This is a genomic window from Pseudarthrobacter cellobiosi, from assembly GCF_023913815.1.
In the GTDB taxonomy this organism is placed as follows: domain Bacteria; phylum Actinomycetota; class Actinomycetes; order Actinomycetales; family Micrococcaceae; genus Arthrobacter; species Arthrobacter cellobiosi.
In genome coordinates this window covers 124,600-148,784 of sequence record NZ_JAMXBK010000023.1, presented here as the reverse complement: position 1 = coordinate 148,784, position 24,185 = coordinate 124,600, and the positions used below count along the sequence as shown (strand labels likewise).

At 65.8% G+C, this 24,185-nt stretch carries 21 protein-coding genes; 14 read left to right on the top strand and 7 right to left on the bottom strand.

Going from position 1 to position 24,185, the window contains the following annotated elements; translation table 11 throughout:
• Positions 1 to 124: 124 nt before the first annotated feature.
• From NG701_RS09835 to tgt, 4 genes are all read left to right on the top strand, one after another.
• Positions 125 to 664 carry an NUDIX hydrolase family protein gene (locus NG701_RS09835; protein WP_252566979.1) on the top strand — a complete coding sequence of 180 codons (540 nt, stop codon included), beginning with the start codon at positions 125 to 127 and terminating at the stop codon, positions 662 to 664.
• A gap of 86 nt (positions 665 to 750) precedes the next feature.
• Complete coding sequence (locus NG701_RS09830) at positions 751 to 1,788, top strand: DUF6707 family protein (RefSeq protein ID WP_252566977.1); 1,038 nt, start codon at positions 751 to 753, stop codon at positions 1,786 to 1,788.
• Positions 1,789 to 1,849: 61 nt separating this feature from the next.
• Complete coding sequence (locus tag NG701_RS09825; RefSeq protein ID WP_252566975.1) at positions 1,850 to 2,575, top strand: SRPBCC family protein; 726 nt, start codon at positions 1,850 to 1,852, stop codon at positions 2,573 to 2,575.
• 33 nt (positions 2,576 to 2,608) lie between these two features.
• Positions 2,609 to 3,955, top strand: a complete 1,347-nt coding sequence (gene tgt, locus NG701_RS09820; RefSeq protein WP_252566973.1) for a tRNA guanosine(34) transglycosylase Tgt — start codon at positions 2,609 to 2,611, stop codon at positions 3,953 to 3,955.
• 144 nt (positions 3,956 to 4,099) lie between these two features.
• On the opposite strand, the gene NG701_RS09815 is transcribed toward tgt, so the two are convergent.
• Entirely contained in the window at positions 4,100 to 4,816 is a 717-nt protein-coding gene (locus tag NG701_RS09815) for a queuosine precursor transporter (protein WP_252566971.1), read from the bottom strand.
• A gap of 138 nt (positions 4,817 to 4,954) precedes the next feature.
• On the opposite strand from NG701_RS09815, the gene NG701_RS09810 reads away from it, so the two are divergent.
• A complete protein-coding gene (locus NG701_RS09810) occupies positions 4,955 to 5,851 on the top strand; it encodes a hydroxymethylpyrimidine/phosphomethylpyrimidine kinase (RefSeq protein ID WP_252566970.1) in 897 nt (298 codons plus the stop codon).
• Here NG701_RS09810 and NG701_RS09805 read toward each other — a convergent pair.
• On the bottom strand, positions 5,848 to 6,501 hold the full coding sequence (locus tag NG701_RS09805; protein WP_252566968.1) for a TetR/AcrR family transcriptional regulator: 654 nt from the start codon (positions 6,499 to 6,501) through the stop codon (positions 5,848 to 5,850). The genes NG701_RS09810 and NG701_RS09805 overlap by 4 nt on opposite strands.
• A gap of 98 nt (positions 6,502 to 6,599) precedes the next feature.
• On the opposite strand from NG701_RS09805, the gene NG701_RS09800 reads away from it, so the two are divergent.
• Entirely contained in the window at positions 6,600 to 6,905 is a 306-nt protein-coding gene (locus NG701_RS09800) for a putative antibiotic biosynthesis monooxygenase (protein ID WP_252566966.1), read from the top strand.
• 26 nt (positions 6,906 to 6,931) lie between these two features.
• On the opposite strand, the gene NG701_RS09795 is transcribed toward NG701_RS09800, so the two are convergent.
• The gene (locus NG701_RS09795) at positions 6,932 to 8,230 is read right to left on the bottom strand and encodes a serpin family protein (protein WP_252566964.1); all 1,299 of its coding nucleotides are present in this window, start codon (positions 8,228 to 8,230) and stop codon (positions 6,932 to 6,934) included.
• A gap of 303 nt (positions 8,231 to 8,533) precedes the next feature.
• Positions 8,534 to 9,928: an MFS transporter gene (locus tag NG701_RS09790; RefSeq protein ID WP_252566962.1), complete on the bottom strand. Its 1,395-nt coding sequence runs from the start codon at positions 9,926 to 9,928 to the stop codon at positions 8,534 to 8,536.
• A gap of 254 nt (positions 9,929 to 10,182) precedes the next feature.
• On the opposite strand from NG701_RS09790, the gene NG701_RS09785 reads away from it, so the two are divergent.
• From NG701_RS09785 to NG701_RS09775, 3 genes are read left to right on the top strand one after another with little or no spacing between them, the layout of a single operon-like run.
• On the top strand, positions 10,183 to 10,851 hold the full coding sequence (locus tag NG701_RS09785) for a response regulator transcription factor (protein WP_252566960.1): 669 nt from the start codon (positions 10,183 to 10,185) through the stop codon (positions 10,849 to 10,851).
• A complete protein-coding gene (locus NG701_RS09780) occupies positions 10,848 to 12,317 on the top strand; it encodes a sensor histidine kinase (protein WP_252566958.1) in 1,470 nt (489 codons plus the stop codon). The genes NG701_RS09785 and NG701_RS09780 overlap by 4 nt, the downstream gene beginning before the upstream one ends.
• A gap of 1 nt (position 12,318) precedes the next feature.
• Entirely contained in the window at positions 12,319 to 13,344 is a 1,026-nt protein-coding gene (locus tag NG701_RS09775) for a TAXI family TRAP transporter solute-binding subunit (protein ID WP_252567179.1), read from the top strand.
• Positions 13,345 to 13,512: 168 nt separating this feature from the next.
• Here NG701_RS09775 and NG701_RS09770 read toward each other — a convergent pair whose 3' ends face one another.
• Positions 13,513 to 15,027, bottom strand: coding sequence for an XRE family transcriptional regulator (locus NG701_RS09770; RefSeq protein ID WP_252566956.1), 1,515 nt, complete (start codon positions 15,025 to 15,027; stop codon positions 13,513 to 13,515).
• Positions 15,028 to 15,180: 153 nt separating this feature from the next.
• On the opposite strand from NG701_RS09770, the gene aceA reads away from it, so the two are divergent.
• Positions 15,181 to 16,497 carry an isocitrate lyase gene (gene aceA / locus NG701_RS09765; RefSeq protein ID WP_252566954.1) on the top strand — a complete coding sequence of 439 codons (1,317 nt, stop codon included), beginning with the start codon at positions 15,181 to 15,183 and terminating at the stop codon, positions 16,495 to 16,497.
• Positions 16,498 to 16,589: 92 nt separating this feature from the next.
• Positions 16,590 to 18,242: a malate synthase A gene (gene aceB / locus NG701_RS09760; RefSeq protein WP_252566952.1), complete on the top strand. Its 1,653-nt coding sequence runs from the start codon at positions 16,590 to 16,592 to the stop codon at positions 18,240 to 18,242.
• Positions 18,243 to 18,475: 233 nt separating this feature from the next.
• On the opposite strand, the gene NG701_RS09755 is transcribed toward aceB, so the two are convergent.
• On the bottom strand, positions 18,476 to 19,675 hold the full coding sequence (locus NG701_RS09755; protein WP_252566950.1) for an MFS transporter: 1,200 nt from the start codon (positions 19,673 to 19,675) through the stop codon (positions 18,476 to 18,478).
• A gap of 167 nt (positions 19,676 to 19,842) precedes the next feature.
• Between NG701_RS09755 and NG701_RS09750 the strand changes: the two genes are divergently transcribed.
• A complete protein-coding gene (locus NG701_RS09750) occupies positions 19,843 to 20,805 on the top strand; it encodes a D-2-hydroxyacid dehydrogenase family protein (protein WP_252566948.1) in 963 nt (320 codons plus the stop codon).
• Positions 20,806 to 20,823: 18 nt separating this feature from the next.
• Here NG701_RS09750 and NG701_RS09745 read toward each other — a convergent pair whose 3' ends face one another.
• Positions 20,824 to 22,035 carry an ROK family transcriptional regulator gene (locus tag NG701_RS09745; RefSeq protein ID WP_252566946.1) on the bottom strand — a complete coding sequence of 404 codons (1,212 nt, stop codon included), beginning with the start codon at positions 22,033 to 22,035 and terminating at the stop codon, positions 20,824 to 20,826.
• A gap of 181 nt (positions 22,036 to 22,216) precedes the next feature.
• Between NG701_RS09745 and NG701_RS09740 the strand changes: the two genes are divergently transcribed.
• Positions 22,217 to 23,299: a Gfo/Idh/MocA family protein gene (locus tag NG701_RS09740; RefSeq protein WP_252566944.1), complete on the top strand. Its 1,083-nt coding sequence runs from the start codon at positions 22,217 to 22,219 to the stop codon at positions 23,297 to 23,299.
• Positions 23,296 to 24,105, top strand: coding sequence for a hypothetical protein (locus tag NG701_RS09735; protein ID WP_252566942.1), 810 nt, complete (start codon positions 23,296 to 23,298; stop codon positions 24,103 to 24,105). The genes NG701_RS09740 and NG701_RS09735 overlap by 4 nt, the downstream gene beginning before the upstream one ends.
• Positions 24,106 to 24,185 lie beyond the last annotated feature (80 nt).

Genomic DNA, 24,185 nt, shown 5'->3' with positions numbered 1-24,185 from the left:
GATGCCCTGGGGCGAACCGTGGCGGACCGACCGAGGGGTGAGATTCCGGCGCTTTGGGCGACGCTTTACGCTGATAGCTCACCCCTCAGCGGTCCGCGGCCGTCCGATGGGGTAGAACTTAACCATGAACGTTCGCACTCCTGACCCCAATCCCGGCTGGCTCTCCGAAGAAGACCTCTTTGAGGCCCGCGGGAGGCTCCCCATGATCTATGTGGAGGCCGTGCCGGTAAGGCTGGATCCGCTGGGTTTTGTGAACGAGGTTGGCACGCTGCTGCAGGCCGACGAGGACGGGAACATGATCCGGTCGCTGGTATCGGGCCGTGTGATCTACCGCGAGACCATCCGCGCCGCACTGCTGCGCCATATGGAAAAGGACTTGGGGCCGCTCGCCTTTCCGCAGCTCCCCATCAGCCCGGTCCCCTTCACGGTGGCCGAATACTTCCCGGCCCCGTCCCAGACCGGCTTCACCGACGACCGCCAACACGCCGTGTCCCTGGCGTACGTCATCCCCGTGACAGGCGAATGCGAACCCCGCCAGGACGCCCTGGAACTGACCTGGATGACTCCGGCGGAAGTGCTCAGCGCCGACGTCCAGCTCGAATTCAGCGGCGGCCGCGGCTCCCTGGTCCGCCAGGCGCTGGCCTTTGCGGGAGTGGGTAACTGACGCCTGCGGGTTCCCCGGCGTCCCCGACTTCCAGGGCCCCGCTTTGTAGACTGTAGGGCGGACCACAAGAGAACTTAAGGACTCCCATGACCGAAAACCCAGCCGCCAGGCACTACAGCGAACAGCAGGCTGGATCTCTGACCACCGGCGATCAGCTCCTCCTCCCCGACGGTCAACGCACCGCCGAAATCCAGCATGTGGAGTTTGAACCGGACGATTTCGGGACCCCTGCGGTAGTCCTGGCAAACCTCACCGGCGGCGGCACGCTCCGCATCGCAGCCGGCTCCACCGTAAAGATCCTGGACACAACAGTCCGGGTCATCACGGTTCCGGACACCCCCGTTCAGGACACAACGCCCGACGCCGTCACGCAGATTCCGGTCGCGGCGCAACCCCCTGCCGAACAACCCCAGCAGACCGGCGAAGCGGGGGTGGCCCCGGCGGCTCCCGCCGTCGTCGTACCTCCCCTGCCGGCCATCCCGCCCGCGATGAGCGGCCCGTCCGCGGAAGAACTGGCGCGGATTCCGTCGCCGCAGGGCACACCCGAAGCGGTGGTGGAGGCTGCCGCCGAAGCCCACCCGGACGCCGTTGGGGTGCTGCTGCTGGCGGACAAGCTGGCCAAGGGCATCAACTTCAAGTCCGGCAGTTGCCTCAAGGACCTCAGCGACCTGGCCCACGAACTGTTCATCACGCTCAAGGATCCGGACGGGGCGCTCACAGTGGCGGACCTGCTCAACGTCCTCCCGTTCGACGGCAACCCGGGCCGGTGGGCGTCCGTGGAGGCGTCGCTGGCGTTGTCCAGCTTCGTCTGCCGCCAGGACCGGCAGGAGGAGCGCGCCGAAGTCTATGAAAAGCTGCTGCGTTTGCCGGAAAACCAGGAAACGGACCCGTTCAAGGCGCGGATGAACGCCAAAGTGCGCCAGCGTTCGCTGAACGAACCCAACCTGTACGACAAAGAGATCTTCCGCTCGATCGACAACTCCAACCATGAGGCCGAGCGGGAGTGGCGGCTGCTGCGTCTCGAATCCCTGCTGTTCCTCCGGGCACACGGCGGGTCTGAGACGATCGGGGTAGGCGAACTCCAGCGCCGGATCAGCAACGAACTCGAGGCCGTCCGGGCCTAAGCCGTCGGGGTGGGGGAATTGCCCCCTACCCGGGGCTGCGCCCGCGTTGTAGATTCGGGCTATGACGAACAATCTGAGCGTGGTGATAAATGCTGATGCGCCGCAGGTCTGGACCATGCTGCGTGAACCGGCCAAAGTTGCCCAGTGGCATGGCTGGGAGGCCGATGAACTGGCTGATGAGATAGACAAGATCTACTTCAGCAGAAACGTCGTTGAAGCCCCGGACCACACCAGCCTGACCACCAACGGCGGCGACGTCTTTGACCTGAAACCGGTGTCCGCCGGCACTTTGGTCAGTGTCACGCGGGCAGCCCTGGACCACAACTCGGAATGGGCGGCCTGGGACGAGGACATCACCCAAGGCTGGCTGACGTTCCTGCAGCAACTCCGCTTCGCGCTGGAACACCACCCGCACGGCAAACGGCACACGATGTTCTTCGAATTTCCCGGCGAGCCGGCTTCCGCCATCGAAAAGCTGGGCTTGTCGGACGTGCCTGCGCCGGGTGAGACATACGGGCTGACGCTGTCCACCGGGGAAGAGATCACCGGGAAGGTCTGGTTCCGCAGCAACCACCAGGTGGGGCTCACCGTCCACAGCTATGCGGAGCACGGCGACGGCCTGCTGATCGTGGCGGACCAGCCCGTCATTGAAGGTGTGAGGCCCCACGGCGGCGCCACGGTGATCGCCTCGACGTTCGATCTGGGTGCCCACAAAATGGAGTCCATCCATTCGCTCTGGGACAGTTGGCGGGCTGAGAACTACCCCACATCGGAAACGGCCCACTGAGGGATCGGCGGCGTTTGCTGGCACACTGGAACCGTGCCAGCCAACCCCGCCCCCGCGCCATCCGTCTCCGTTTCGGCCGTCTCAGCTGATCCCGTCGCAGCGGCGGCCGGCTCCGCCGCTCCAGCCGACCAGTCGCAGTTCTCCTTCACCGTTGGCACCCGCCTTGCTGACAGGTCTGCGCCGTCGTCTGCTCAGGTATCTGCCAACGGCGGCGAATTCCTGGGCCGCACGGGGACCATCACCACCCCGCATGGCGAGATCCGCACCCCAGCGTTCATCGCCGTCGGGACCAAAGCCACAGTCAAATCCGTGCTGCCGGAGTCCATCGCCGAACTCGGCGCGCAGGCAGTGCTGGCCAACGCCTACCACCTGTACCTGCAGCCGGGCGCGGACATCCTGGACGAGGCCGGCGGGCTGGGCTCGTTTATGAACTGGTCCGGGCCGACGTTCACGGACTCCGGCGGGTTCCAGGTGATGAGCCTGGGGTCCGGGTTCAAGAAGGTCATCGACATGAAATCGGTGGACACTTCCGGGCCGGACGATGCCGTGGCTCCGGGCAAGGAACGCCTGGCCCACATCGACGACGACGGTGTCTGGTTCAAATCGCATCTCAACGGCGACCGCCACCGCTTCTCCCCCGAAATTTCCATGCAGGTCCAGCACCAGATCGGTGCGGACATCATGTTCGCCTTCGACGAGCTGACCACGCTGCAGAACTCCCGCGGCTACCAGGAGGAATCGCTGGAGCGCACGCGGCTGTGGGCCCTGCGCTGCCTGGAGGAGCATTTCCGGCTGACCACGTCCCGTGTGGGGAAGCCGTACCAGGCGCTATTCGGCGTGATCCAGGGTGCCCAGTATGAGGACCTCCGCCGGAAGGCCTGCCGGGACCTCGGCGCCATGGACTTCGACGGCTACGGCATCGGCGGGGCACTGGAGAAGGAAAACCTGGGCACAATTGTGCGCTGGTGCAACGAGGAACTGCCGGAGGACAAGCCGCGCCACCTGCTGGGCATCTCCGAGCCGGACGATATCTTCACTGCCATCGAGAACGGTGCGGACACCTTCGACTGCGTCTCCCCCACGCGCGTGGCCCGCAACTCCGCCTTCTACACGCCTGCCGGCCGCTTCAACCTCTCCGGCGCCAAGTACAAGCGCGACTTCGGGCCGCTCCAGGAGGGCTGTGACTGCTACGCATGTGCCAACTATTCGCGCGCGTACATCCACCACCTGTTCAAGGCCAAGGAAATGCTCTCCGCCACGCTGATCTCCATCCACAATGAGCGCTTTGTGGTGAAAATGGTGGACGACGCCCGGCTGGCCATCGAAGCCGGGACCTTCTTCGAGTTCAAGGCCGAGACCCTGGCGCAGTACTACTCCTAAGCGCGTGCCCGGCTCGCTGCCCGCCCGCCTTCCCTGCGTCCCGCCGTCGTCCTCCGCGCCGTTTCGATGGTTCCCTGCCCACTCGATGACTGCGAACATCGTCTGCGCAGGGAACCGTCGAAATGGCGGCCCGGGGATGGCCGCTCAGACCCCGTAGCTCGGTTCGCGTTTCTTGATCCAGCCGATTACCAGGGAGGTCAGCGGCACAAACAGGAACTCCACGAGCGTCTTGTAGACAAAGCCCACCACCACGTAATTCAGGAACGTGCCGAAGTCCGTGATGCCTATGACGGAGGCCGCGATGCTGCAGAAAATCAGGGTGTCCACGAACTCGCCTGCGCCGGAGGAACCCATCAGCCGCGCCCAGAGGGACTTCTCCCCCGAGCGGGCCTTCATCTTCACCAGGATCCACGAGTTGATGGTCTGGCCGGCCAGGAATGCCAGCAGCGAGGCCAGCACAATCTGCGGCACCGGACCGAGGGCCCCCTCAAGGGCGGTCTGCTTGGACGTGCCGAAGTCATCATCAAAGCCCGGCAGGGCGATGATCACCCAGTAGCACACCGAGGCGAAGACGGACAGGGCGAACGTGGTGAAAATGGCTTTGCGCGCCACCCTGAAACCGTAGACCTCGCTGATGACGTCGCCCAGGATGTAGGCGAGCGGGAAGAGGAAGAAGCCGCCGTCGGTGATGATCGGGCCGATCGCGACGCCCTTGGACGCCCCGATGTTGGACAGGATCAGCACTACGGCCATAAACGCCAGCATGATGCCAAAGTACGGCGAGCCGATTGATGCGAATTTCGGCGACGTCCGGGCGGAGTCGGCGATGGGCAGGGCGTCTGGGCCCGAGGGGGAAGGCATGGGATATTCCATTCGTAGTGGTTCGCTCGGCGTACTGTTCCCGCAACGAAAGTTGCGCGGGACGCCGGCTGTATTAGCACTGTCACGCCATTCTCCCACTGAACAATAGGGCCCGACGCCGGATGGCAGGATAGTGCCATGACTTTAGCCTCAGCTGCCCTCCAGTCCCCCGTGTCCGCTCCCGCCGTCGTCCTGACCATCGCGGGATCTGAAGCCACGGGTGGCGCCGGAGCCCAGGCCGACCTGAAGACGTTCCAGGAGCTCGGCGTGTTTGGCATCGCCAACCTGACCTGCATCGTGTCCTTCGATCCGAGCGACAACTGGAACCACCGCTTTGTTCCGGTGGACCAGCAGGTCATTGCGGACCAGTTGGAAGCCACGACGGCGGCCTACGGTCCGGCGCCAGGCGCCGCCTTCGAGAGTGCGTCGGGAGAGCCGTCGGCTCCAGGCCGGCCGGTCCTGGACACCGTGAAAATCGGCATGCTGGGCAGCCCGGCCACCATCAGTACGGTCGCCGCGGCGCTGGAAACGGGCCGGTTCCGCAACGTGGTGCTGGATCCGGTGCTGATCTGCAAGGGCCAGGAGCCGGGCCACGCACTGGACACGGACCAGGCCCTGAAGGCGCAGATCCTGCCGCTGGCCACATTTGTCACACCCAACCATTTCGAAGCCGAATCGCTGTCCGGCCTGGCGATCACCGACGTCGAATCCCTGAAAGCCGCAGCAGTCCGCATCCACGAGCTCAGCGGCGCCGCGGTCCTGGCCAAGGGCGGCGTGCGGCTGGCAGGCCCGGACGCCGTCGACGTTTACTACGACGGCGAGACCCTCGAAGTCCTCAGCGCTCCCAAGGTGGGCGAAGTGGCCGTATCCGGCGCCGGCTGCTCCCTCGCCGCGGCGGTGACGGCCGAGCTGGCGAAGGGCGCCACGCCGCTGGAGGCTGCCCGGGCCGCCAAGGACTTTGTCACCGCCGGAATCCGCAACCGGGTAGCCTCCGGCGCGCCGTTCGACGCCCTCTGGCAGGGCGGCCCGCGCTAGCTTCTTGAGTCTTCCAGCCGCGCCCTTTCCAGCCGGGCCCCTTCCAGCGGCGCCTTTTCCAGCCGGGCCTCTTCAAGCAAGTCGTCGGCTACCAGCGTGGCCGTCCGCACGATAAAGGCCCGACGGCGGTCCAGGCGGTCCGGAGCGGAACCCGCCAAAAGTGCGTCGATCTGGGGCAGCACCGTCCAGCCGTCGCACAGGGTCACGATGGTGAGGACCAGGTCGGCCGCATCCGTGCGGTCGATTCCGGGCAGAACTGTCAGCATCTGGTCCACTTTTGCGGCGCAGTGGTCCGCGCGTGTGGCCCGGTCCACGGTATTTCTCCCGCGCTCCAGGCCTTCCCAGAACAGGAGCCGGGCCAAGGCACCGTCTTTCGTGTGACGGTCAAAAAGCCTTCCGGCGTACTCTCCGATGGACGCCGCGCCATGCCCTTCGATGGGGACCTCGGACATCACCCGCACCAGTTCAGCGGCCAGGACGGCGTCGAACAGCTCATCCTTCTTGCCGAAGTACTGGTAGATGCGTTCCTTGTTCACGCCCGCCGCCGCCGCAATGCGATCCACCCGCGCGCCGGCAAGGCCCTTGTCGCTGAACTCCTCGGTGGCGGCAGTCAGCAGCAGTGCTTTGGTGCGGTCAGTATTCCAGGCCATGTCACGATTCTACCCGTTTCCAACTAAGTAGTTGCACTTTTGTGGAGCCCGTACTAGTCTCGCTTTTATCAAAAGCAACTAACTAGTTGGAGTTCGTCATGAATAGCACCCTCAGCCCCACGGCAACTGCTCCCGCGTCAGCCGCGCCTGTCGCTGTTCACGGACCGGTGCCGCAGGCGCCGTCCATCCACGTCCGCGCCGTCATCACGTGGCTGGCCATCTTTCCGCTGGTGGCCGTGGGCATGCTGCTTGTGGCACCGCTGACCGAGGGCTGGCACTCTGCGCTCCGCTCCTTGGTCCTGACGCTCGTAGTGGTTCCGGTTGCTGTCTACCTCGTGGTGCCGCGGCTCTTTGCCGGCTACGGCGCCCTGCTGCGCCGCCGCAATTCCCGCAAGACCAGTTAGTTAGGCTCAGCCCGGGGAAGCCACGGTCACGAGCGGGGGTCGGCCACCGTTCCCATGAACAGCGGCATGCCGGTTTCAACATGCACAATCTGGTAGTGGAACGGCCGGTCGAAGCTGATGGACCGTTCAGGCTGCGGCGGAGCGCTGGTGACAGCTCCGTTTATCTGGGTGACAGCTGCGGCGATGGTGCCTTTTTCGGCGACCGTGATGTTGGCGGCCTGCGCGGCCTGGGTGATCGCCATTTTGGGCTGGATGTTGTTGAAGTCCTCGGTGGTGTCGAGCGTCTTCTTGAGTCCCAGGGACTCAAAAACCTTCCGCAGGTCAAAGCTGGACTTGTGGTCCCAGCGTGGCAATTGGATCTGCACGGTCTCAAGCGCTGCCGTATCGAAGGCCTCCACGATTTCCGTCAGCTTATCCGCGCCGAAGGCTGCGGAGGCGGGCCGCGAACCGGCGTCGACTCCGGCCCCCGGCAGGACCAGCCGCATGACGAAACCGTCGGCGTAGGGAACGTCCACGCCCTGCCAACCTGCGCCTTCCGCGTACTTCATCTTGAGCTCGTTGTGCATGGCAGGCGCGTCGATTTCCTCGCCGGCAGCTGTTGTGAAGGGGAGGTCCGAAGTGGCATTCGGGTCAAACGGCGCGCTCCAGGCGGAGGCAAAATACAGGGAATTGAGGAGGCTGAAGGTGTTCCTGGGATCGTACTTGGCCGGCGCTTCCTTGATCCGGCCACCCGTGTTCCTGTTGACCCACGCATCGATGGCGGGCTTCGTGGCACCCTCATCGCTAAAGTCCACGGGATACACACCGGCTCCGTAGTGCCGGGCAAGAGTGTCCAGGAAGGACTCGCCGGTGGGCACACCCTTGTCCACGAACAGCCCGTTGGCGGCGTGCATGACCGGTTTCCGCGGCGGGTTGTCCTCATCCACTGCGCCGGGGTCGCCGTCGAACTTCCCAAGTGAGCTGAGGACCGCGTTCATGGCCTCGTCGCGATTCTCTGCGGGGAGTCCCAGGACACTGTCCATCTCCGCCGCGGTCTCGCCCGACGCGCCGGAGCGAAGCATCGCGAGGGCAATCAACAGGCTCCCGGGCGAGGACACGACGTTCCCGTTGGCGCCGTCGCCGCCGTCCGCCAGCAGCGCCTCGCCGAGGCCCAGGGCGGAAGCACGGAAGGAGCGCAGTTCAGCGGCATAAGCCGCGCGGTCCACCGAAACCCGCTCCACGCCGTCGGCCGTCAGGAGCTCCGGAGGCGCCGGGGCCGGGGCCGCACATGCTGCCAGTCCCAGCACCGCACCCAAGGCCACCGCCCGCTGAAAACGAAACACCACTGTCGCCTCCCCCGGCACACAAGGGCGGGAATCCGCCTGCTCCCAGTGAACCAGCGACGGCGGCGCGAGACGATGCCTGAACGGTCACGCTTTGCACTCATTTTGGTCTCATCCAAACGCTCTCTCACTTAACGCAAGAAAACCCGGGACGCTCTCTCACTTTCCACAAGAAAGTGAGAGAGCGTCCCGGGTTTTGCCGCATTATCTGAGAGAGCGTCCGGGGTGCGGGGGCGGCGCGGGTGGTGGGCGTACGACGGCGGGTGGCCACCCGCCGTCGTACGCCCACGGGAGCTGCCCAGAGCGCTAGGCGTTGATGAGGTCCTTGTCCTTGTCGTCGTCCTTGGCCGGGCGGTTCCAGGCGTCGCCCTGTTCGCGGTCCAAGTGGGTGGTCTTCTTGTTCTTCAGGGCGAAGATGTAGACCACCAGCGAGATGGCGATGGCCACGGTGACGTAGGTGAAGAACAGGTCCACGCGCTCGGCCTTCTGGAACGCCGCACCAAGCAGCGGGACGGTGCCGCCGAAGAGCGAGTTGGCGATCGCGTATCCCAGGCCAACGCCGAGGGCGCGGATGGAGGCGGGGAACAGCTCAGCCTTCACCAGGGCGTTGATGGAGGTGTAGCCGCCAACGATCAGCAGGCCACCCATCATGAGCAGGAACGCGGTGAACGGGTCCTTGGTGTTGGACAGTGTGGAGAGCAGCGGCCAGGTGAACAACACACCGGTGATGCCGAACCACAGCAGCAGCGGCCGGCGCCCGACCTTGTCCGAGATGATCCCGTAGACCGGCTGGAGCAGCATGAAGATGAACAGCGCCCAGAAGTTGATCACGGAGGTGTCGGTCTTGGCGATCCCGGAGGTATCGTTCATGAACTTCAGAATGAAGTTGGTGTATGTGTAGAACGCCACGGTGCCGCCGAGGGTGACGCCGATGCAGATCAGCAGCGGCTTCCAGTGCTGGGTGAACAGCAACTTCATGGTGCCGGGTTGGGCAACGCCGGCCACGGCCGGAACCTTGGCGGCCTCGACCTGCTCGGCGGACACGGTTTCTTCCATCGAGCGCCGCAGCCACAGGACCACGAGCGCGGCGACGCCGCCGATCGCGAAGGGGATGCGCCAGCCCCACTCAGTCAGGGCGCCCTTGTCCATGGTGTTCTGCAGGATGACGAGCACCAGCAGGGCCAGCATCTGGCCGCCGATCAGCGTGACGTACTGGAAGCTGGAGAAGAAGCCACGGCGTTTGGACGTGGCGGCCTCGGACATGTAGGTGGCGCTGGTGCCGTATTCGCCGCCCACGGAGAAGCCCTGGACCAGCCGCACAAGGATCAGCAGAATCAGCGCCCAGACGCCTATCTGCTGGGTCGTCGGCAGGATGGCGATGGCGAAGGAACCGGCGGACATGATCGTCACGCTGAGCGTCAGGGCCGCCTTGCGGCCCTTGCGGTCGGCATAGCGGCCGAAGAACCAGGCGCCCACCGGGCGCATCAGGAACGACGTCGAGAAGACTGCCATCGCCTCGAGCCCGGCCTGCAGGTCGTCCGTGGAGTTGAAGAAGTGGGACTGGAAGTAGGCGGCAAAGACGGTATAGACGTAGAGGTCGTACCACTCCACGAGGTTGCCCGCTGAACCCTTAAGGATGTTGCTCACGGCACGGCGGGTCTGTGCTGCTTCACTTTGGACTTCGGCCTGCTGGGTGCTCATCGTTGAACCTCCCCGGGCTGCGGCGATTCCTGGCTTGCTTTCATGCTGTCCATGGCTACGTTGCCCATGGTTCCTCCTCGACGTTGACGGTCCCCCTCAAACGCCGAGGGCCTCATCCAAGTTATGCGTGATCCAAGGCACATCCAACGGGGGAGGGCATTTCCTAACACTTCCTTAGGTTTCGCCGGGAGAAGGGGTAATCTCCAAAGCGGGCAGATTGACGTTGCCCGCTCAGCGAATAAGGGAACCAGGCCATGGAGTTGCTCATCGTCGAGGACGACGACGCCATGGCGTCCGCCCTCGCCGCCGCCGTCGCGACCGCGGGGCACAACCCCACCCGGGTTGCCCGCGGAGCCGACGCCCTGCTGGTCCACCGGAAGTTCGAAGTGATCCTGCTGGATCTGGGCCTTCCGGATATGGATGGACTGGAGGTGCTGCGGAAACTGCGCCAGGTCACGCCGGTGCCCATCCTGATTCTCACCGCGCGCGACGACGAACGCAGTGTGGTGCTCGGCCTGCGGTCCGGAGCGGACGACTACCTCGTTAAGCCTGTGAAGCTCGTGGAACTTCTTGCCCGCATCGAAGCCGTCACGCGGCGTGCCGGCCGCCATAGCGGCACGCGGCAGCGGAGTGTGGTGCTGGGTGATCTTGAGATCGACCTCGAGCGGCGCGTGGCGGCCCTCCGTTCCGAGGTGCTCCCGCTGACGGCCACCGAGTTTGACCTGCTGGCCCTGCTGGCCAGCCACGCCGGTTCGGTGGTCACCCGCGAACAGATCCTGGACGCGCTGTGGGGCGACGCCTTCGTGGCCTCTTCCCGGTCCCTTGACGTGCACCTGACGGGACTGCGGGCGAAGCTCCAGTTGCCGGGCTTCATCATCAACGTCCGCGGCGTCGGCTACCGGGTCGAGGCGGACCCGGCGTGAAACTGCGCGTCCTGGGCATCCTGAGTGTGCTGGCCGTGCTTATCGTCATCATCGCCTCCAACGCCATCCTGACGTCCGCCGGCCGGGAACTGACCCAGGAACTCCAGATCAACCGTGCCGCGTCGCTCAACCGCCTGGCACAAGTGGCGTTCGACGCCGCCTCTGCCGGCGAAACCGCTCAATTGCAGACGGAGATGGACCGGTATTCCGAACTCTACGGGGAGGGAATCCTGATCCGTCTTCAGCAGGGAACCCTGCGCTCCGGTGGCCTGAGCGACGACCGGGCGGACGTCCGGGACGCGGTGGGCAGGGCGAGCCTGAACCTCAACGACACCACGCTGACCCCGCTGCAGCCGTTCGGGCCCTCGTCCGAGGTGATCTCCCGGTCCTTCGGCAGCGCGAGCCAGGTCCTGGGCGAGGCCGTCCTCGAGGTCAACCTGGACGCGGCCCGGCAGAAACTGCGGGAGAGGTGGCTCATCGTGGCATTGGCGGCGGCGGCCCTGGCTGCGGTGCTTCTCCTGGGTGCGGCCCGCGTGACCGAGTGGGTGCTGCGCCCCGTGCATAGGCTGAATGCGGCCGTCACGGAGCTTGAGGCAACAGGCCGGACCGGTCAGCTTCCGGAGGCCGGGCCGCCGGAACTTCGGGAACTGAGCCGTTCCTTCACCACCATGGCGCACACCGTCAGCCACAGCCTCGATTCCCAACGGCAACTGATAGCGGACACGTCGCACGAACTGCGCAATCCGGTGGGGGCGCTGCGGCTCAGGATCGATTTGCTGCAGCTGGAACTGAAGACCGCCCGGGAACACAACGCTGCGGCAGGGGTGCTTGCCGAGCTCGAACGCGTGGAGGAGATCCTCGATGGCGTACTTCGGCTGGCGGCCGCCGAGCACAGGGCCTCTGAGGACTCCGCCCGGGGCCCGCTTGGAACCCCGTCACGTGGGGCGCAAGCCCCCGTTGACCCGTACCCGGTCCTGCAGGAAGAAACTGAACGGGCGGGCCCTGCCGCCCAGCGCAGCGGAGCATCCATCCTGCTGCAAGATCCGCTTGCCCCCGCCGTGCACATCGCCTGCAACTCCGCGGAACTGGCCCAGATGGTCGGCGAACTTCTGAACAATTCCATCAAATACGCTCCCGGCGCCCACATCTCGGTGGCTGCCCGCGCGCGCCAAGGAACGGTTTCCATCGAAGTGTCCGACGACGGCCCCGGGCTTTCCGCCGACGAACGGACAGCGGCCACCAGCCGCTTCTGGCGGTCCCCGGCGCACCGGACGATCCGCGGCACCGGGCTGGGCATGACCATCGTGGACAAGCTGGCAGCCGCCAACGGGGGCCGACTGGTGCTTGCCGAGGCCTCGCCGCATGGCCTGATCGCGCGCCTCGAGTTTCCGCGTGCCGGGGATGTGCCAGGGCCTTTTGCCGGGCCGGAGCAGGCCGGGCCGGAGCAGGCGGCTCCGCGTGGCTGACCTGTTCGGGGGGCGCCTGACCGGAGCACGGGCCCTGCCCCCGAGTCCCCAGCTTCCCCCACGGCGAACCGTCCTCAAGGCCGGACTCGCGGCCGGTTTATCCGGGCTGCTGCTGCCGGGCCTGAGTGCATGCACGCCCACGGACCGCCCGGGCACCGTGACTGTGGCCGGTGGCGAGCCCGGAGGCTTCTATCTGGAGTTCGCCGAGCTGCTGGCGGCGTCCCTCCAGCGTCACGGGGTTGCCGGCCAAGCCACGGCGCTGACTACCGGCGGCAGCCTGGACAACCTCGAACATCTGCTGACCGGCAAAGCCACGTTCGCCGTCGCGCTCGCGGATTCGGCTGCCCAAAGCACAGCGGCGGGTGAGCCGCCCGCCGTCGGACTCTCCGCCGTTGGAAAAGTGTATGAAAACTACGTTCATTGCGTCATCCGGCAAAACAGCGGGATCCGGGACATTAGCGGGCTTGCCGGCCGGACCGTGGCTGTCGGCGAGCCCGGCTCGGGGACGTCGCTGACCACTCCGCGGCTGCTCGAGGCTGCCGGGCTGAGCTCCACGGCCGGCACCGCCGGCGGCGTCACGGTGCTGAGCCTCGGCCTCAACGAGGGCCTCGCGGCACTGCGGGACGGAACGGTGGACGCGCTGTTCTGGTCAGGCGGCGTGCCTACCGCGGCCATTGCCGCCGTGAACGACGACGTCGGGCTGGGTTTCCTGGATCTGTCGCCGCTGCTGCCGGCACTGCGGGCGAAATACGGCGTCTTCTACGACCGGGTGCTGATCCCGGCGGGCGCCTACGCGGGCATTCCGGCCGTGTGGACCGTGGGCGTGGCGAACCTGCTGCTGTGCCGGAGCGATCTTGATGACCGAACCGTCAAACGGACCGTCGAACTGCTGGTGGGCCATGCCGAGGAACTGATCCCGCGCTCCAGCCTGGGCGTCCAGTTCCTGAGTCCGGAATCCTTGATCAACACCGCGGGTTTGCCCCTGCACCCAGGCGCCGTAGCGGCGTACCGGGAGCTCCACGGCTGAGGGTGGTCCGGCCAACTTCGTCCCTTGGCCCTCTACCGTGTCACGCACAGCATGCTTTTAGCGGGCTTCGTCCACGGCACGTGACTGCATTTCGCGGATTACCGGGGATTTACAGCCCTCAGCTCTCTGGCGGGGAACTGAAAACATGCTCTGCGTGACGCCTGCGGGTCAGCTCCCCGAGTGCGCAGCCAGGAACGAGTAGACCTCGGTCTCGTCCACGCCGGGGAACGCGCCGGGCGGCATGGCGGCCAGCAAGTGCGTGTTGGCCCGCGCCGCCGGCCAGGCGTTTCCGGCCCACTCGGAGGCCAGTGCTGCCGGGGGCCGCTTGCAGCAGTTCGGGTCGGGGCACGTGGACTTTTCGCGCGCCGTGGTTTCCCGGCCGCGGAACCACTTCACGTGCTGGTACGGCACCCCGATGCTCAGGGAGAACTCGCCGCTGGCCGATCGCTCCGTCCGGGCCGTGCACCAATACGTGCCGGACGGAGTATCCGTGTACTGGCTGTACGCGCTGAACTTGTCCGGCACATCAAACACCGCCCGCGAGGTCCAGGCCTTGCACGACGGCTGGCCCTCGATGGCGCCGGTGTGGTCCATCGGGAACGTCACGCCGTCGTTCTCGTAGGCCTTGTAGATGATCCCGCTCTTGTGGGTCTTCTGGAAGTGGGTGGTGACGCCCAGGTGCTTCGTGGCCAGGTTGGTGAAGCGGTGCGCGGCGGTCTCGTAGGAGACGGCAAAGGCGTCACGGATGTCCTCAACCGCGATTTCCTTGGCAGCCTTGGCCTTCTGCAGGAAGTCCACGGTGGCCTGCTCGGGCAGCAAGAGCGCGGCCGCGAAGTAGTTGGTGGCCACCCGCTGGCCAAGGAAGTCGCCGTAGTTTTTCGGCGTCTCGTGCCCCAGGACGTAGTGCCCCAGCGCCTGCAGCAGCACCGAGCGGGGGTCGTGGTCCTGCCGCTGGCTCTGCGTCAGGTAAATTCTGTGATTCTTCAAATCCGTCACTGAACGGGTGGAATGCGGCAGGTCGCTCACGTGATGGAGGGTGAATCCGAGCTTCTCGGCGATGTCGGCGATGACGTGCTGGCTCAGCGGCCCGGCCGTGTAACCCACTAGCCCCAGGACCTTCTGCGCCTCGGCCTCATACTCCGGGAAGTAGTTGCCGCGCTCACGCATCATGGCACGCAGCTCACCGTTCGCGCGGCGGGCCTCCTCCGGCGTCGCCACCTGCTCGTTCAGCTTGCGTTCGAGCTCGTGCAGCAGCCCCACCTGCGCCTCCAACACATCGACCGGAAGCCGCGAGCTGATGCGGATTTTGGGCAGATTAAGGGACTCGTACAGGGGCCCGCGCTGGTAGCGTTCCAGCTCAATTTCCAGGGCCGCGCGGCGGCTCGGCGGCTCGGAGCCAAGCAGCTGGTCAATGCTCACGTTCAGGGCCGCGGCCAGTCCCTGCAGCAGGGAAAGTTTGGGCTCCCGCTTGCCGTTTTCGATCAGGCTCAACTGGCTGGGGGCGGTCCCGACGGCGGCGCTCAGGTCATCGAGCGTGTACCCGGCTTGCTTGCGCAGATGCCGCACGCGGCGGCCCAGGCTGATGACGTCCAGTTCCGAGGAGGCGGCGGACGACGGCGGCGGTGTGACTTCGCGGTTCCAGCTTCCAGGCGTCATTTCTTGAGGATACGCGAAGAAGTGCATTTCTTTCCAGGGTTTTCCCCTAGAGAAGTGTTGTGAAGTGCTGAAAAGTAGTGATCACGGAAAGAAACACCGCACCGGGGTAGCCGGCCGGAACTGCAAGGAAGCAGCTCCGGCCGGCAGATAACTACCCGGAGCTCAATCAAGGAGACAACGATGACTGCAGCATTTGAGCCCACCCAGCAGACGCCCGAAGAGCAGGCCGCCGCCCTGGAGCTTGAGTGGGCCGCCAACCCCCGCTGGGAAGGTGTGACCCGTGACTACAAGGCCACGGACGTCGTCAAGCTCCGCGGCCGGGTCTCCGAAGAGCACACGCTGGCCCGCCGCGGTTCCGAGAAGCTCTGGAAGCAGCTCACCGAAGAGCACAAGACCGGCGGCTACACCAACGCCCTCGGCGCCCTGACCGGCAACCAGGCCGTGCAGCAGGTCAAGGCCGGCCTGCGCGCCATCTACCTCTCGGGCTGGCAGGTCGCCGCCGACGCCAACAACTCCGGCCACACCTACCCGGACCAGTCCCTCTACCCGGCCAACTCGGTTCCCACCGTGGTCCGCCGCATCAACAACGCACTCCTCCGCGCCGACCAGATCGAATTCTCCGAAGGCATCCAGACCGTTGAGGACTGGATGGTCCCGATCGTTGCCGACGCCGAGGCCGGCTTCGGCGGCCCGCTGAACGCCTACGAACTCATGAAATCCATGATCCAGGCCGGCGCGTCAGGTGTGCACTGGGAAGACCAGCTCGCCTCGGAGAAGAAGTGCGGCCACCTCGGCGGCAAGGTCCTCATCCCCACCCAGCAGCACGTCCGCACACTGAACGCCGCCCGCCTGGCGGCCGACGTCGCCGGCACCCCCTCGGTGGTCATCGCCCGCACCGACGCCGAGGCAGCCACGCTGATCACCTCCGACGTCGATCCCCGCGACCAGGAATTCGTCACCGGCGAGCGCACCCCGGAAGGCTTCTACAAGGTCCGCAACGGCATCGAACCCTGCATCGCCCGCGCCAAGGCCTATGCCCCGTACTCTGACCTCATCTGGATGGAGACGGGCACCCCGGACCTGGAACTGGCCCGCAAGTTCGCCGAGGCCGTCAAGGCCGACTTCCCGGACCAGATGCTCTCCTACAACTGCTCGCCGTCGTTCAACTGGCGCAAGCACCTGGACGACGCCACCATCGCCAAGTTCCAGCGTGAACTCGGCGCCATGGGCTTCACGTTCCAGTTCATCACCCTGGCCGGCTTCCACGCCCTGAACTACTCGATGTTCGATCTCGCCCACGGTTACGCCCGTGAAGGCATGAGCGCCTACGTCGAGCTGCAGGAGAAGGAATTCGCTTCCGAATCCCGCGGCTACACCGCGACCAAGCACCAGCGCGAAGTCGGCACCGGCTACTTCGACGACATTGCAACTGCGCTCAACCCGAACGCATCAACCCTGGCACTGGTGGGATCCACCGAAGAAGGCCAGTTCCACTAAATTTTCCCCAAGTAAGTAGCAGTAAGTGTCGTTTTGGAGGCTCAAAACGACACTTACTGCTACCCAGCTGGGCCCTGCACCAGGAGACAGAAATGAACACCTTCACAGACAGCTTCACCATCAACGGGATCACTTTGACCGCGCAGCCTATTTGCCGGCAGGACGAGGTTCTTACTCCGGATGCTCTGGAGTTTGTCGCCAAGCTGCACCGGGCTACGGCTGAGCGCCGGCAGGAACTGCTGCAGGCACGCCGGACCCGCCGGGCGGACATCGCCGCCGGCCAGGATCCGAGGTTCCTCCGCGAAACCGAGGACATCCGCAATGACCCGTCGTGGCGCGTCGCTCCCCCGGCACCTGGCCTGGAGGACCGCAGGGTGGAGATCACCGGACCGGTGGACAAGAAAATGACCATCAACGCGCTGAACTCCGGGGCGAAGGTCTGGCTCGCGGACATGGAGGACTCCTCTACCCCCACGTGGCGGAACGTCATCAAGGGCCAGCTGAACCTCACCGATGCGCTGGAACGCCGGATCGATTTCACGTCCCCCGAGGGCAAGGAATACAAGCTCCGCCCGGCCGGTGAGCTGCCCACCATCGTGGTCCGCCCCCGGGGCTGGCACCTTCCTGAAAAGCACATGATCATCGACGGCGCTCCCGTGGCCGGCGGCATCGTGGACTTCGGCCTGTACTTCTTCCACAACGCCCGGCGCCTCCTGGCCCAGGGCAAGGGCCCGTACTTCTACCTGCCCAAGATCGAGAACCACCTCGAGGCACGCCTCTGGAACGACATCTTCATCCTCGCCCAGGACCTGCTGGGCATCCCGCAGGGCACCATCCGCGCCACCGTGTTGATCGAGACCATCACCGCGGCATTCGAAATGGAGGAAATCCTCTACGAACTGCGTGATCACGCGTCAGGCCTGAACGCCGGCCGCTGGGACTACATCTTCTCCCTGATCAAGAACTTCCGCACCCGCGGCCCCCGGTTCGTCCTGCCGGACCGCGCCCAGGTGACCATGACCCAGCCGTTCATGCGCGCCTACACCGAACAGCTGGTCCGTGCCTGCCACAAGCGCGGCGCCATGGCCATCGGTGGAATGGCCGCCGCCGTCCCCAACCGCAAGGACGAGGCTGCCAACACCAACGCGTTCGAGAAGGTCCGCGCCGACAAGACCCGCGAGGCCAACGACGGCTTCGATGGTTCCTGGGTGGCCCACCCGGACCTCGTGCCAGTATGCCGCGAAGTGTTCGACGCCACCCTCGGCGAACGCCCCAACCAGCTGGACCGCACCCGCGAGGACGTCATCCCCGACGACCGCGCACTCATCAACGTGGCCGCCACCGAAGGCACCATCACCGAGCAGGGAATCCGGAACAACATCGAGGTAGGCATCCGCTACATCGAGTCCTGGCTCCGCGGGAACGGCGCCGTCGCCATCCACAACCTCATGGAAGACGCCGCCACCGCGGAAATCTCCCGCTCCCAGATCTGGCAGTGGATGTTCGCGTCCGCCATCACCGACCGCGGCGAAATCATCACCCACCAGTGGATCGAGGAACTGCTCGACGAAGAGTTCGCACGCCTGGAACGCTTCGACGGCGACCGCTTCGAAGACTCCCGCGACATCTTCGAAGAAGTCACCCTCAGCCAGGACTTCCCGTCCTTCCTGACCCTCCCCGCCTACGCCCGATACCTCACCGAGGCCCGCGAAAAGGCAACCAAAGAGGAGCTCGCCGCGGCCTAGCGCTGCAGCAGGCAACTGAATAGATTTCCGTCCGCCGGGCAGGCACGCCCTTCGCAACAGGCACCCCCGAGATCCGGGACGCCGGCCCGGCGACGGAACACCCCGTGTGAACCGCGGACGCTCTCTCACTATCCACAAGATAGTGAGAGAGCGTCAGTCGTTAAGCTGCGTTAAGTGAGAGAGCGTTGGTAAATCATGCAGGGGGACAAGGGAATGTACGACGGCGGGACGCGTCAGCGTCCTTTCGGCACCAACCGCACGGCCAGGGTTGTGCAGACGAAGAACATCAACACCGAGCCCAGGATCACCAGCAGCGCCGGGGTCCAGGAACCCGAGGTGTCGTGCACGAACCCCACCAGCGGCGGGGCCACCGCACCGAAGCAGTAACCGAGCCCTTGGACCGTGGCGGACATCCGGCCCGCGGACGCCTGGTCCCTGGCCAGTTTGATGATGGCGATGAAGATCAGCGTGATCCCGCCGCCCTGCGCGATGCCGCCGAAGGTGGACCACAACCACCAAAGCTCCGGCGCCAGCAGCAGCCCGGCCGGCACGGCCGTCCACAACAATCCCACGGTGACTGCCGTCGTCGTCGTCGTACTGAAATACTTGGCCGCGAACGGCACTCCCAAGCCGCCAACAATGGCGAAGATCTGGAACAGCGATGAGCCTGCCCCGGCCGCCGAGGCGGACATGCCAAGTTCGTCGTTGAGGTAGCTCGGCAGCCATGCTGTCACCGCATAGTAGGAAAACGCCTGCCCGGCGAAGCCTGCGGTGAGCCCAGCGGTAATCCAGCCGGACCCCTTGACGGCCGGGTGTTCCTGCCCGCCGGCCACCACGGTGCGGGAGGGCACAAACGCAGTGCGGCTACCCACGGCCAGGGTCCAGAAAACGATGGCAATCACAGCCAGGATGCCCACGGCGGCCAGGGCCACCCGCCAACCGGCCAGTTCGGCCAGGGGCGCCGTGACCATGGATGTCAGGAATGATCCGATGTTCAGAGCCGCCGTGTACACACCCATGGCGGTCCCTTGGCGCATCGGGGAGAAGTCGCGGCGGATAATCAACGGCACTGCGATGTTGCCCACCGTGATGGCCAGGCCGATCATCACCGTGCCCACCACCACCGGGCCCGGGCCGCCCGCCGAGCGCACAATCACGCCTGCCAGGACGCCCAGGATGGTGAGGGAGACAGCGAACTCCGCGCCGAGTTTCCGTGTGGTCAGTGACGCCAGCGACGCGGCGAGCGCGAAGCACAGCACCGGGATGCTGGTCAGCAGGCCCAACATCACGGGGGTAAATCCGAGGTCGGCCTGCATCAGGTCAACCACCGGGGCAACGGCAACGAAGGGCCCGCGGAGGTTCAGCGCCAGCAGTCCGATACAGGCCAGGAGGATCCAGCCCTTGGGAACTTTGGTCAGGAACTGTCCGCTCATGAGGATTCCGCGGTGGCTAAATAGGATTTCATCACTTCCATTGCTATCACGGCGCATTGCCCCGGATGCCCCAGTCAACGTCATGGCGCCCTGGCATACGATGAAGCTCACACCGGCCGGCCAACGTGCGGGCTGCTAAGCCGCGCACCTCGGACGAAGGAACAGACATGCAGCAACGGCTTGCCATCCTCGATGACTACCAGGACGTGGCGCACGGTTTCGCCGACTGGTCCTCCCTGGAACAGGCCGGCGTCGCAACGTCCGTCTTCCGCGAGCCCTTCCAGTCCGAGGACGCCCTGGCAGCGGCGCTCGCCAACTACCAGATCGTCATTGCGATGCGTGAGCGAACCCCGTTCCCCCGCACCGTGCTGGAACGTCTCCCGGGGCTGAAGCTGCTCGTGACCACCGGCATGGCCAACGCCGCCATCGACGTGGCCGCAGCGGCGGAACTCGGCATTACCGTGTGCGGCACGCCCGGGTCCCCCACCGCTGCGCCCGAACTGACCTGGGCGTTGCTGCTCGCGATCGCCCGCAACCTTCCGGCCGAGGAGAACTCGCTGCGCGCGGGCACGTGGCAGACCTCGGTGGGGATGGAGCTGTCCGGCAAGACCCTAGGCATTGTGGGCCTGGGCAAGATCGGGCGGCGGATCGCGGCGTACGGGCAGGCGTTCGGCATGGACGTGCTCGCCTGGAGCCAGAACCTGACCGATGAGGCCGCCGCGGATGCCGGTGTCCAGAAGGTCAGCAAGGAGGACCTCTTCAGGAATTCCGACGTCGTCTCCCTCCACCTGCGGCTGTCTCCCCGTTCAGAGGACATCGTGGGTGAGCAGGAACTGCGGCTCCTGGGGCCGGAAGGCATCCTGGTTAACACCTCGCGGGGTCCGCTGGTGAACCAGGATTCCCTGGTGCGGGCTTTGAATGAGGGCTGGATTCGGGGCGCGGCCCTGGACGTTTTTGACCAGGAACCACTTCCCGCGGGCCACCCGCTGCTCAGCGCCCCCAACACTGTGCTGTCCCCGCACCTCGGCTACGTGACAGCGGAGAGCTACCGGCAGTTGTATGGTGGCGCGTTCGAGGACGTCAGGGCCTGGCTTGTGGGTTCGCCGGTGCGCGTGCTTACAGCAGGGTGATGACTGCCGAAAAGCCGCCTAACCGGCCGCCTGAAGCGTTGCCTCAATTGCTGCAGGCGACAAGACGTATTGCGTGACCATCTGGCTGGCACCGAGAATCGCGGCCTGGTCCCCAGCCACGGAAAGAGCGATCCGCAGGTGGCTGGTTGCCAGCGGCAAGGACCGCCGGTAGACCACTTCGCGGACGCCAGCCATCAGGTGTTCCCCTGCCTGGCCAAGGCTTCCGCCGATGACAATGACTGACGGGTTGAGCAGGTTCACCACGGTGGCCAGCACGTCGCCCACATCCCGGCCCGCCTGGCGCAGCGCCTGGATCGCCTGCAAGTTGCCTTCGCCCACCAGGCGCAGCACGTCGCTGCCCTTGGCTGCAGGCACACCCTGCCTGCTAAGGTCCGCAGCCACGGCCGGCCCCGACGCCAGCGCCTCGAGGCAGCCGTAGTTTCCGCACCGGCACAACACTTCGTCGCCGCGCGGGACGCGCACGTGGCCTAGGTCGCCGGCTGTTCCGTTGGCGCCGCGCTGCAGTTGGCCGTTGCTGATAATGCCGGAGCCGATGCCGGTGGCCACCTTGATCAGCAGGAAGTTGTCTTCATCCGGCCAGTAGGCGGTCCGTTCGCCCAGTGCCATAATGTTCACGTCGTTGTCCACCAGGACGGGCACCGGCATGGAGCGCTGCACGTAGCGGACCACGTCGAACCCGTCCCAGCCGGGCATGATGGGCGGTTTGACCGGCCGTCCGGTGGCATGTTCCACCGGGCCTGGGAGTCCGATCCCCACTCCCGAGAGGTCGTTTGCACTCCTGCCGGCCTTGCCGAGCAGGGAACGGCCTTCTTCCACCACGCGGTGCAGGACAGCTTCGGGGCCGTCGGCAACATCCTGGACGAGCCGCTGCTCGGCCAGGACGTTGCCGCCCAGGTCAGTGACGGCAACAATCACGTGGGTGGCGCCGACGTCGACGGCCAGCACCGCGCGCGCCGCCGGGTTGAAGGCAAAGCGCGACGGCGGCCTGCCGCCACTGGAGTTCGCCTCCCCCGCCGGGCCCACGAGTCCTGAATGGATCAGTGCGTCGATCCGCGACGCCACGGTGGAACGGGCAAGCCCCGTACTCAACGCAAGTTCCGCGCGGGTCCGTGCCTTGCCGTCCCGAAGCAACTGGAAGAGATCGCCGGCGCGGGAGAGACTGCCGCCATTGTCAGGGGCGACGGCGTCAGTAACGGGCGTTGAGCTCATGAGTCAGTGATAGCACATGGAGCTTCTGCATGTCACACCACAAAAGAATGTCATCAACTTAGCAACTTTTGCTTGACGTTCGACAAAAGTCCCTCTAGCTTGAGTGTGAGCCGGCTCACCCCACCGTGGGTTTCCAGGACTGGCCCGGTTTCTCTATTCGCGACTACAAAGAGGTAAGAGCTTGTCGAGCCAATCCCAGGCAGCACCCGCCGTCCTCGGCGTCGGAATACTCGGCGCCGGCCCGGTAACGCAGGCTATCCACCTGCCATCCCTTGCCCGGCTGCAGGACATCCTCGAAGTCCGTCACATCATGGACGTTGACCCCGCAGTTGCGGAGTCCGTGGCGAACCGGGTGGGAGCAGCCTTCAGCACCAGCATGGGGGAACTGCTCGCGGACCCTTCGGTGGACGTGGTGGCCATCTGCAGCCCGCACCAGTTCCATGCCGCCCAGGTCATCGCGGCCTGCCGTGCAGGCAAAAAGGCAGTGCTGTGCGAGAAGCCGTTTGCCATGAGCGGCGACGAGGCCGCCAGCATCTCGGCCGTCTCTGCTGAAACCAGGATCCCCATCATCGTCGGAGCAATGCACACCTTCGATCCGGGCTGGCTCGCGGCTGAGGCCGCGTGGGGCGACCTCCCGGAACAGGTTCACACCATCAGGTCCTCCATCGTCCTGCCGCCCAATCCCCGGTTCGAGGACTTCGCCACCGAGATCGTGGGGCGCACCCCCATGCCGGCACGTGACAGCACCGATCCGGAGGTCATCAAGGCGATGCTCACCGGCGGAGTGATGGGCCTGGCTATCCATGACCTGCCCCTGGTGCGGCGGTTCACCCCCGATTTCGCGGCCGTGGAAGTGCTCTACGCCGAGATCGTCAAGCCCTTCGGCTACGTGATCTCCCTCCGGGCAGGCCACGTCACCATCGAACTGCGGGCGGCCATGAACGCCACGTGGGAGCCGGCCTGGGAGTTCGAAGCCATCGGTGACGACGCCGCCCTCAAGATCAACTTCACCCCCTCCTACGTGCACGCCGGCTCGGCAACGGCCCAGCTGCGCCAAGCAGGGAAAACCACTGTCCTTGGCCCGTTCGGCCACAACGGCTACGAAGGTGAATGGCGCGCCCTGGCAGACCTGGCCAGGGGTAACGGCCAGGCCCCTTCCGGTGAGACCCTCATCCACGACCTCGAGTTCGCCCTGGCCATAGCCGAGGCGGCTGCCGCCCGGGTGGACGTCCAAGCAGCAACCCGCCCGGGGGCCACAGTATGACCGCCCAGCTGTCAGTCCAGGCAGACGCCGACGCCGAAGCGGCAGGCGCCGTCGCCGCCGTCGTCTCTTCCCTCCCCGTTTCCCTCAAGCCCGCCGATGCTGCTGCCGACCTCGTCGCCATTGCGGGCTCAGCAGGCTGGACCGGACGTGCGGACGCCGCTATCCGCCACGGCGCCAAGGGGGTCGTAGTAGTCAACCCGCAGGCTGAGGATCCTGCTGCGCTGGCCGCCGTCGCAAAGGAGCACGGCGCGGCAGTGATCCTTGACCAGCAGTGGGCAGGAAATCCGGTACTGGCAGAGACGCAAAAAGACGTCCGGGTCCTCTTGGCGAAGAATCTGGCCGACGCCGTCCTGGTGGACTCCGTGGCACAAGCCGCGGCTGGAAGCGATGCCGCAGCGCTGTTGACCGAGCACCTGGCCGCGATCCACGCCTGCGGGGTTGAGGTGTCCGGATGGACGCCAGTGCAACGCACCCCGCACGGCTACGTGGTGGCCGGCAAGCTTTCCAACGGTGCGCCCCTGGTATTGCACGGCGTCCTGACGTCCGCAGCGCCGGCCACCGCAAGAGTGTCCATCCTGACAGCCTCCGGGCGTGCCGACGTCGTACTTCCCGATCCATCCGCCGCCTGGCCCGCGGAAGTACGCACCGTCACCGCAGGCGGCGCCACGACCCTTCCCTCGCTTTACGAATCCACCCACCGGCACAGCTGGACGCGGCTCCGCGACCAGCTGCTGTCCGGCACACCGGGCAGCGATCTTGAGCAGTTCGCCGCCCTGACCTCCACAGTCCGCCAGCTCACCGTCTGACCGCAGTACCAGCACTTCCTCTTTATGCAGTAGCTCCTTCAACACTCAGTGACGAGAAGGACCGGCCAGCTCAACGGACC

Bases quoted from the DNA above. Each gene is read 5' to 3' on its own strand.
- NG701_RS09835 (WP_252566979.1), top strand. From the start codon at position 125: ATGAACGTTCGCACTCCTGACCCCAATCCCGGCTGGCTCTCCGAAGAA.
- NG701_RS09830 (WP_252566977.1), top strand. From the start codon at position 751: ATGACCGAAAACCCAGCCGCCAGGCACTACAGCGAACAGCAGGCTGGA.
- NG701_RS09825 (WP_252566975.1), top strand. From the start codon at position 1,850: ATGACGAACAATCTGAGCGTGGTGATAAATGCTGATGCGCCGCAGGTC.
- NG701_RS09815 (WP_252566971.1), bottom strand. From the start codon at position 4,816: ATGCCTTCCCCCTCGGGCCCAGACGCCCTGCCCATCGCCGACTCCGCC.
- NG701_RS09810 (WP_252566970.1), top strand. From the start codon at position 4,955: ATGACTTTAGCCTCAGCTGCCCTCCAGTCCCCCGTGTCCGCTCCCGCC.
- NG701_RS09805 (WP_252566968.1), bottom strand. From the start codon at position 6,501: ATGGCCTGGAATACTGACCGCACCAAAGCACTGCTGCTGACTGCCGCC.
- NG701_RS09800 (WP_252566966.1), top strand. From the start codon at position 6,600: ATGAATAGCACCCTCAGCCCCACGGCAACTGCTCCCGCGTCAGCCGCG.
- NG701_RS09790 (WP_252566962.1), bottom strand. From the start codon at position 9,928: ATGAGCACCCAGCAGGCCGAAGTCCAAAGTGAAGCAGCACAGACCCGC.
- NG701_RS09785 (WP_252566960.1), top strand. From the start codon at position 10,183: ATGGAGTTGCTCATCGTCGAGGACGACGACGCCATGGCGTCCGCCCTC.
- NG701_RS09770 (WP_252566956.1), bottom strand. From the start codon at position 15,027: ATGCACTTCTTCGCGTATCCTCAAGAAATGACGCCTGGAAGCTGGAAC.
- aceA (WP_252566954.1), top strand. From the start codon at position 15,181: ATGACTGCAGCATTTGAGCCCACCCAGCAGACGCCCGAAGAGCAGGCC.
- aceB (WP_252566952.1), top strand. From the start codon at position 16,590: ATGAACACCTTCACAGACAGCTTCACCATCAACGGGATCACTTTGACC.
- NG701_RS09755 (WP_252566950.1), bottom strand. From the start codon at position 19,675: ATGAGCGGACAGTTCCTGACCAAAGTTCCCAAGGGCTGGATCCTCCTG.
- NG701_RS09750 (WP_252566948.1), top strand. From the start codon at position 19,843: ATGCAGCAACGGCTTGCCATCCTCGATGACTACCAGGACGTGGCGCAC.
- NG701_RS09745 (WP_252566946.1), bottom strand. From the start codon at position 22,035: ATGAGCTCAACGCCCGTTACTGACGCCGTCGCCCCTGACAATGGCGGC.
- NG701_RS09735 (WP_252566942.1), top strand. From the start codon at position 23,296: ATGACCGCCCAGCTGTCAGTCCAGGCAGACGCCGACGCCGAAGCGGCA.